This window comes from Coleofasciculus sp. E2-BRE-01 (assembly GCF_040221695.1).
Classification (GTDB): Bacteria; Cyanobacteriota; Cyanobacteriia; order Cyanobacteriales; family Coleofasciculaceae; genus Coleofasciculus.
This window is the reverse complement of the sequence record NZ_JAVKEA010000144.1, coordinates 1-9,123: the sequence shown is the minus strand read 5'-3', so window position 1 is coordinate 9,123 and position 9,123 is coordinate 1. Positions and strand designations below refer to the sequence as shown.

The window sequence follows — 9,123 nt, the reverse complement described above, 5'->3', positions numbered from 1 at the left end:
TCTGCATTTTTCTCGGTTTTTAGAGCAACTTGTAATTTTTCTTTTTGAGCGGGTTTCAAATAATTTTTGGCTGGCATATTTTTTTCGTTTTTCGGATTTCCTATTTTAATTATACCCTATTTAAATGCCGAACAGCTTACTGTCATCAGTGCAGTCTCTCTGGCGTCGGCGCATCAGAATTGCCTTGAGTCCACACTCAACAGCATAAAACAATAGCAGACGATGAGGATTAGTTCTGGGGGTTTTGCTGGAAGAAGCCGATAGGTTTTCTCGCCAAGCTTTTTCTATTTCTCGGCGTGTGAATTGGATCACGTTACCCTTTAACGCTACAGTCAATCACTCCAATTTTAGTCTAGTTTACTGTGGTTTGAGCAACAGGCAGCAGTTTTTTTGTTAAAGAGGTAAAGAGGTAAACAGGGAATAGGGCATGATCAAAAATGAGGAGATTAATTCACGCGCCATGCCCAAGTCAAATCAAATCGGAATTTCAATCACAAACTCTGTTCCTTGACCCGGTGTAGAATTACAGGTAAACGTTCCGCCATGTTTTTCAACAATGATTTGATAGCTAATTGACAATCCTAAACCCGTACCTTTTCCCGGAGGTTTAGTGGTAAAAAAAGGCTCAAAGATTCGCTGTTTCAGTTCCTCATCTATTCCCGGTCCGTTATCGATAATGCGAATAACCGCACACGCCCCAGATTTCCCATTATCAATTAATTCTGTGCGAATCCAGATGGATGGCGTTATAGTTTGCTCACTGTCCCCATTCGCGGGTTGAGAACGCATATCTTTTAGGGCATCAATGGCATTGCACAGCACATTCATAAATACCTGATTTAACCCACAAGGATAACAAGTGACTAAAGGCAGTGTGCTATAATCCTTGAACACTTTAATTTCTTGCTTGTTTCCTTTGGATTTTAAACGATAGTAGAGCATGACTAGGGTGCTATCTAGCCCTTGGTGAATATCTATCGATTGCTCTTCGTCTGCTCCAGATAGAGTTTTGAGGGAATAAACAAGTTGGCGCAGACGTTCAGCCCCCATTTGCATAGATGACAGGGTTTTTGGAAAGTCTTCAACGACAAACTCTAAATCGATTTCTTCGACTTCCTGTTGAATTTCTGGTGCAGGTTGGGGGTTATATTTGCTGTAGAGTTGGAGTAAATTTAATAAGTCTGTGGTATATTGTTGAGCATGGGGAAAATTGTTACATAAGAAATTAACCGGATTATTAATTTCGTGGGCAACTCCAGCCAGCAATTTGCCTAAGGTGGAAAGATGTTCTTTTTCGATCAACTGTTGTTGCGTCTGGCGCAGTTGATTTAATGTCTCCTCCAGTTGTTCAGCTTGGGCTTTGTATTTTGCTTGGGATCGCCGCAAGGATTCCTCGGTAACTTTGCGCTGGGTGATATCGGTGACGAACCCTTCATAGTAGAGTAAATTCCCGTCGCGATCGCGCACCGCCCTAGCATTCTCACAAATCCAGATGATCTGCCCATCTTTGCGATACACCTGGGATTCAAAGTCTGTAACTGAATCGTGCGATCGCAGTTTCTCAATAAAGTCCCGGCGTCGATTCGGATTCACATAGAGTTGTTGTCCAATGTCGGTTAGCGTTTCCAATAGTTCAGCGGGGGATGCATAACCATAAATCTTTGCCAGCGCTGGATTGCAGTCAATAAAATGCCCGTCTGGAGTGGTTTGAAAGATGCCCTCAACGGCACCCTCAAACATGCTGCGATATTTCCTCAGGGCTAACTCCATATCTTGACGTTCTGCAATTTGAGCCGCTAATTCCTCGTTCAACACTTCTATCTGCCGAGTTTGCTTAACCAAATTAGGACATAAGGGTTTGTCTGACTCCGACCAATCAGGTGGACTGTTGAGTAAACGGTCGCTGCTGGGAAGTAACATGGGGGCGTTGCTAAGCTTATCTGGGCATTACTACTAGCTTCTAGGATTCGGATCACGCTATCAGTGATATGTAGTCCGCAATACTTGTGATTTCAATCACTAAATTGGGTGAGATGAGTCACCTTAAGCGCTACGTGTCTTGACTGCCCTTGATTGTACGGATTGTTGCTAAAAATTGACTCAGGAAGGGTAATCCGCCAATGGCAGGTAAAAAGTAACGCGAGGTACACAGCAATCCCAAGGCGGCGGCGGTTGCGGGGTCTAGATAGTCCTGATAAAACAATACTAATGCTGCATCGCGTGTGCCAACTCCGGCAAAGGTTAGAGGTAATAATCCGGCTAAAATGGCGAGGGGAGACAAGGCGAGATTGACTAGAAATGGAGTCGTTGCCTTCAGCGCTAGGATAAAAAACCAAATTTGTAATAAGTGTAAAAACCAAATAAAAATCGACGTTCCAGTAATCTTGAGAAGCTGACGTTGATCGCGCCAAAAATAGTCATGCATGTCGCCCCAAGAGCCTTGCATTGTTTCTAATTTTGAACGCATTTTTTTTGGAGCAATCTTGCGAGCCACGACAAAGAAAAAATAAGCAAATTTTCGAGACGCCAAGAGACAAATTCCCAAGATTAAACCCATGCCCACCGCTGTCGTCATTAGCCAAAATAGCCAATCTTTCGGTTCATAGAGTAATAAACCAAAAACACACCATAACAGCAGGGATAACAGATCACAAGCTTTTTCAAAAATCACCAGCGATAACGAAAGAGTCCCACTCAAATGACCCCGCTGTTTCATGAAATAGGCTTTGGCAATATCCCCCATCTTGGACGGCAGCACCATATTTAAAACACTTGCCGCTAAGATTAACCGATTTGCCTCAAAAAAGCCCAAGCGAGCGCCACTGGGCATCAGTTGTTGCAACCGCCAAGACGTGAATAAGGTTAGGGGAACAACCATTCCCAAGCTTACAGGCATCCAGACGCGATCGCTATTTTGAAAAACGGCAACGAGTTCGGGAAAATCAATTTTGGAGTAAATCACTGCCAGGATAATTAGGCTGACGGTGATTGAAATTAGTCGTTTCATAAATTAATTATTAGTCTTAGGTCATTAGTTATTAGTCTTAGGTCACAGAACAGTGAACTTAGACTCATGATTCCTACTTTTAAAATTTTCGCTCTAATCGCAGCCATTCATAAGCATCTAGCTTCTTAACCTCATTGGTTAAATCTAACCAGGGCTGTAATTGTCCCCGTTGAAACGTGCGACTCATAACCACATAAATCGAAGTTTGATCGCCACCAATTCCGGCAGCGATTACGTCTTTCCAGGACTGAGCTTGCAACTCATCGGTGATATGCCACTGTCCATTTTTCCACTCGATCAAGCGACGGAAGTGGAACGGAGCTTTTTGTTTGCCTGTAATTAGCATTTTTTGTAAGAGTTTGCGGATTAAGTTGGGAAAGAAGCGACCTACTGTGAGCATGACGACTCGCAATATTAGTAAATTTGTGGGGGTCATTTGTTTCTGTTTTGCCCACCCCAACTCTCCTTCAATCATAATTTCATTGTCCTCAACTTTGACTTGATAGGTATCAACTAAATGACCGACAGCATTTTTTATCTTTTTACCCGTTAGGACTTGCAATGAAAATTGAGTGTCAGAGGCGACTAAACGCTTGTCCTGAAACAGTTTAAATACCCCCCCTTTGTTTAAGGCTAAATACAGTTCCGTATTTTGGCGACGGTCAATTAAAACTTGTGCGTCCTTAAACCAAACTCGACCGGGAGAACGGGGAGTGGGTTCAGGTCGAGTTGACACAAAATCGCGCCATGTGAGTAGATAGTTCCAGGTATGGTGACCAATAATGTGATCGTCAGCATAGCAAGGAGCCAGTCCATTTGCCAGTCCCACCAGGACGCGATCGTTAATTTCTAGGGCTTGGGGATACCACTGTCCCACCAGTTCAAAACCATGGGGAAAGAAATTATAAGTATTGCGACTCGTATATTCTCCCCCATAAGAGCCATCAGGATGCACAAATTCTGCCGCCAAATCAACCGCTTTGACTAATGCTTCTTTAAGCCGGGGATCAGGTCTGAGTTGATAAATTCGCGCTAAACAAGAAATCGTTAACGTATGGTAACCGGGGTCACAACCTTCGTACTCAATAAACCAACCTTCAGGGTTTTGCCAAGATAATACCTGTTCTAAACGTTGTACTCTGGCTCTATCCCATTTGGTGGCTTGTAATAGATTAGACAGTAAATCTAGACACAGAACAATTAACGCTTGGTGATTGGTAAGGCGTCCACTTTCTTGATGATGGGCTAGCCAATCGGCTCGTTTTTCAAAAAACTTTAAAGCAATTGGATTATTTAACCCTAATTCTTGATAACTGTCAATACAGGCAAGTAGGGAAAATGCCGCTGCGCCTCCAGCGCGTTCAAAAGGGAAATAGTCATCACAAGACCCATCCGGATGAGCGCTTTTAGCCGCATAAAGAATTCCGGCTTCCACCCAATCTTGAATCGCTGGTTGTTGGTAGAAAGGGTTATCGGATAACTGGGTATTATATGCTAAGGCTAGAGGCAGAACAAACTCCTGAGCCATTCCACTAGGGAAATCAATAATTTTATACTGCCAAAAGTTGCGGTCAAAACAGCCGTAGGTAGGGCTGTGTGGGTTGCGGTCTAGCAGGGTAAGGAGTTTGGGTATTTGGGCAAGGGCTTCGCGGGCAAACAGGTCTTTATTCATTGTCATTTGTCATTTGTCATTCGTTTGTTATACTCGCTTTTCGAGAAACAAGCTACGTCTTTCGTCATCTGCTCAGTTTACTCAAACTCATATCTTGCACCTGTCTCAATAAGGCAATTTTATGTAGGGTGGGCAAGAATGATAAACTTGGAAACATTTATATTATCGTTGGTTGCTCTTGCCCACCTCCCGTTAACTTTGGATTTATTATCAGTGTGGCAATATGTGACCAAAAGCCTTTTCCTCTGCCTTTGTTGATGATTCATATTTGATTTTTTCTGTACTCTTCAATATCAGCGCGTCGCCGCCGCAGTTGAATATCTTCTAGCAGCTTACGATTCACCGCCATCAAGTCAGCAATTAATCCAAACATCCACAGTTGAAAGCCAATCAGAATTAAAATAGCGGCTACAATTAAGCTAGGCGCACGACTTCTATCCGGATCAAATACCACCAACCAACGCACGCATAGAATCAACCCCAAGCCGAAAGGAAGCGTCCCCAGAACAATGAAGAACTGGAGCGGTTGATAGGTCATGAAAATGCGGACAATCGTAAGAATGGAGCGCTGGATATAAGCGGGAATACTTTTAACTAAACGGGACGGGCGCAGGAAATCATTGGTTCTAATTGGCACCGAAGCAATGGCGATGTTTTTTTGCCCCGCCTGAATAATCATTTCTAGGGTATACGTATATTGGCTAAACACATTCAGTTGCAGCGCCGCATTCCGACTGATGGCACGGAAGCCACTGGGAGCGTCAGGAATATTGGTTTTACTCGCGATTCGTACTACCCAGCTTCCTAATTTTTGCAAAAACTTTTTGGCGGGAGAAAAATGCTTAATTTGCTGGATGGGTCTAGCACCTATGACAATTTCTGCCTGACCTTGTAAGATAGGTTCAATTAGTTTGGGGATGTCTGCGGCACAGTATTGATTATCGGCATCCGTATTCACGATAATATCGGCTCCTGCCTTTAAACAGGCTTCTATCCCTGCCATAAACCCCTTGGCTAAACCCTGATTATGATCAAAGCTAACAATATGGTCAACGCCACAGGCTTTGGCAACTTCAACTGTCCGGTCGAGACTGCCATCATTAATAATCAACCACTCGACTGTATCGACTCCAGGGACTTGACGGGGAAGTTCGGACAGTGTTAGTCCCAGGGTTGCTTCTTCGTTGTAACAAGGGATTTGGATGATTAGTTTCATTGCACTTATCGCCAAGACTTTTGAGTCATATAACCATTCCATTTGAGAGGGGAACTCCCCAAGGTAGACAAAGGGAATAGGGAACAGGGAACAGTAATCAAGAGGTACGAGTGTTTTTTGTAGGCTCAGGAATTAGCCTTGAGTTTCCTGAATGAGTTGGAATGGCTATAAGATTAAGACAATTATGAATTCCTTAATAACTAATATCATGTTTATCTAATTTATTTACTTCTCCCTTAAATTATTGCTATTTTCCTTGAAACCTTCTGTCCCTCTGCTCCCCTGCTCCTCTCCTCTGCCTTGTTTCACTATTCCGTTTATGCTTTGGCTCTAGCTTGTAACCATCCCCAACGCAGTACCCAAACGCCTGCTCCAATCAACAGGGCGGCTAAAAGTCCGCCCACCCAAATCGGGATACCCACAGCAGGCAAAACCCACCACCACACCGCCACAATATGTAACAGTTGGGCGCTGGTCATTTGGTCTCCGGGCGGTGGTTCTCCAACTTGCCCTAGGACATCTCGAATATTTGTACTTAAGGCACTGCTAACCTGGCGATAGGCAGCTCCCCAAGCATTAAATAGAGGAGCATAGCTGGGCGAATCCCATAAGGCTCTGGCTCGATTGATATATCCTCCATCAAGGGCTTCAGCATAGTAGCGTTGAAAATACGATACCAGGGTCGGGGCATTGGCGAGGAATCCGAGTACCGTCAAACCAATTAACCACTTCCACCACCTTTTCCCAATGAGTGCGACTAGCGCCATCAATCCTGGAAGTGCGGGAACTAAAAATCGAGGTCCCCAACTCCAGCCGCCAAATTCCCACAAGGAATGGAGTAGCCAATACCCACCGAATATACCCCCAATGGCTAAGGCTTCTAGGGGTTTAGATTTGAGCGCGTTGCGGAATCCAATAATTGCCAGAATCGTTGGCGGACAGTACCAGATTAACCCCCCCCCTGCGCCGGGACTCAAGATCAAACCGATGAATCGTTCTAGCATTCCATCCAGGGTAAATTTCGAGGCATTTTGTCCACTGGATAGTAAACCACCAAACCGCAGGTAGTTATACGCCATAAACAGCATGAACCCCATAATTGTACCCAGTAGGGGACCCAGAGCATTCCGCAGGGGGTACCGCTTGAGTAGGAGATAGGCGGACAACACCGGTCCAATGACAATACCCGCAGGTTTAGCAGTCAAGGCTAAACCGGAAAGAATACTCGCACCCGCATGTTCACGACTGGTTTTTCCCAGGGCGAGATAGAGGCTAGACGCAGTTATAAAAGAGAGGAGGGGTTCAGCAAAGAACTCTCGCGAATAGACTAAGGCTGTCGTACCCAAGGCAAAACATAAGGCGGCTAAATACGCATCTGTGCGACTGCTACCCAAGCGCAATGCCAACAAAGCCACCAGCGATGTGGTTAAAGCGGTTAATATTACTGATACAACCAACGCACAAACCGCCGATGAATAGTTCGTCGGTATATTGAACCAGTGACCCAACACCAGTCCCACGGCAACAAAGGGTGTGGCAATAATCGGTAATAAGGGATATCGAATTGAGTAATATTGCCCATCGCGACCCAAGGCTCCGGAACCGGGCGGCACGCTAAAATCAAATTCGGTAACTAATGACTGGGAAACATGCAGCATGTCATTGCCATCAAAGCCCCAAATCCCCGGTTTGAGAAATGCCAGATAAATCAGCCCAATGCCGATGGATAAGGCGAACGCCATTTTCCCAACCTGCTGATGCGCGAGTTGCTGCTGGGGACGAGTGGACTCTTGAATCTCGCTGGGATTTACCATAGTATTTCTAAAGTATTCTGGTTATTTTTATAAGTTATTTTCTATTCCGTCGGTTTATCCCGTATTGCTTATTTACTGTCGCTTTTCTGGCAAACCAACTCGATGATTGGCGTGAGACTGAGACTCCCCGATTTTCTTCCAAGAGATTCTAGTATGACAAAGGCATGACACCTCTAGCAACTTATCAGAAACACAGACAACGGAGTCAACAGATATGAATCAACAGATTGCCTTTATCGGACTTGGCGTCATGGGCGGACCTATGGCGGCAAATTTGGCGCCATCGGGTTACGCGGTTAAGGCGTGGAATCGAACCCCTAACCGTCCGGGTGTAGAGATTGCGGCTCAGGCTGGGGTAACGGTGGTGTCTTCGATTCGCGAGGCTGTCGCATCGGCAGATGTTGTCTTTTCCTGTGTCAGTGATGTGCCTGATGTCAAAGAGGTTCTGCTGGGAACCGGAGGGGTTGCCGAATCAGCGCGTCCAGGTACGCTGGTGATTGATACCAGTACGATTGGTCCAGAGGCGGCGCGTGAAATAGGTACCCAACTGCAACAGCATAACTTGCGCTTTTTGGATGCGCCCATTTCAGGGGGTGATATTGGGGCAAAAAATGGCACGCTGACGATTATGGTGGGTGGAGAGGCTAAAGATTTTGAGGAAAGCAAACCGTTGTTGGAGGTTTTAGGCAAAACCATTCGCCTGTGTGGACCGATGGGGAGTGGTCAAGCGGTCAAACTGTGTAACCAGGTTTTGGCGGCGGTTCATGCGGTGGCGTTGTGTGAAGCGATGCAGTTGGCGCAGCAGCAGGATATTGACCCGAACTTAATTGTAGAGGTTTGCAGTACGGGAGCGGCTGGTTCTTGGGCGCTGTCGAATTTAGGACCGAAAATTGCGGCGTCGGATTTCCAACCGGGTTTTATGATTAAGCATATTTTGAAGGATTTAAGATTGGTGCAGGAAACCTTAAATTCATCGCCTCAGGAATTACCAGGAGTGGAACTTGCTGACCGTTTGTTTAATATGGTTCAAGAGTTTGATAGTGGTAAAGGAGGGGAACAGGGGACTCAGGCAATGATTCGCGCTTATCAGAAGTCCTAGTGCAGCGCGGCGGAAATATGTGAGCAGCTTTGTAGGTGTGGAGGAGCTGGGGGAGCTGGGGAAGCTGGGGGAGATGTTAGCTGTTCAGTTATTTCTGCCTTCTTGCACTAGTCCAATAAGGCAGAAGGCAGAAGGACATAATGTAACAACAGTTACGCATTTGTAGGGGCAGGTTTAAGCTGTTCGGCATTTAAATAGGGTATAATTAAAATAGGAAATCCGAAAAACGAAAAAAATATGCCAGCCAAAAATTATTTGAAACCCGCTCAAAAAGAAAAATTACAAGTTGCTCTAAAAACCGAGAAAAATGCAGAT

The 9,123-nt window shown here is 45.2% G+C and carries 7 protein-coding genes; 1 reads left to right on the top strand and 6 read right to left on the bottom strand.

The genetic code is table 11. The annotated features are described in order from the left end of the window. Nucleotides 1-120: 120 nt before the first annotated feature. From RIG66_RS17605 to RIG66_RS17580, 6 genes are all read right to left on the bottom strand, one after another. Entirely contained in the window at nucleotides 121-312 is a 192-nt protein-coding gene (locus RIG66_RS17605) for a hypothetical protein (RefSeq protein ID WP_446380068.1), read from the bottom strand. Between the two features lie 162 nt (nucleotides 313-474). Beyond that, on the bottom strand, nucleotides 475-1,920 hold the full coding sequence (locus RIG66_RS17600) for a sensor histidine kinase (protein WP_446380065.1): 1,446 nt from the start codon (nucleotides 1,918-1,920) through the stop codon (nucleotides 475-477). A gap of 130 nt (nucleotides 1,921-2,050) precedes the next feature. Then, nucleotides 2,051-3,007 (bottom strand): lysylphosphatidylglycerol synthase transmembrane domain-containing protein, encoded by a 957-nt coding sequence (locus RIG66_RS17595; RefSeq protein ID WP_446380064.1) that lies wholly within the window; start codon nucleotides 3,005-3,007, stop codon nucleotides 2,051-2,053. 79 nt (nucleotides 3,008-3,086) lie between these two features. Further along, nucleotides 3,087-4,679, bottom strand: a complete 1,593-nt coding sequence (locus RIG66_RS17590) for a hypothetical protein (protein WP_446380067.1) — start codon at nucleotides 4,677-4,679, stop codon at nucleotides 3,087-3,089. A 262-nt stretch (nucleotides 4,680-4,941) separates the two neighbouring features. Continuing rightward, nucleotides 4,942-5,895, bottom strand: a complete 954-nt coding sequence (locus tag RIG66_RS17585) for a glycosyltransferase family 2 protein (protein ID WP_446380066.1) — start codon at nucleotides 5,893-5,895, stop codon at nucleotides 4,942-4,944. 317 nt (nucleotides 5,896-6,212) lie between these two features. Next, nucleotides 6,213-7,709: a hypothetical protein gene (locus tag RIG66_RS17580; protein ID WP_446380063.1), complete on the bottom strand. Its 1,497-nt coding sequence runs from the start codon at nucleotides 7,707-7,709 to the stop codon at nucleotides 6,213-6,215. Nucleotides 7,710-7,923: 214 nt separating this feature from the next. Between RIG66_RS17580 and RIG66_RS17575 the strand changes: the two genes are divergently transcribed. Further along, nucleotides 7,924-8,808, top strand: a complete 885-nt coding sequence (locus RIG66_RS17575; RefSeq protein WP_446380062.1) for an NAD(P)-dependent oxidoreductase — start codon at nucleotides 7,924-7,926, stop codon at nucleotides 8,806-8,808. Nucleotides 8,809-9,123 lie beyond the last annotated feature (315 nt).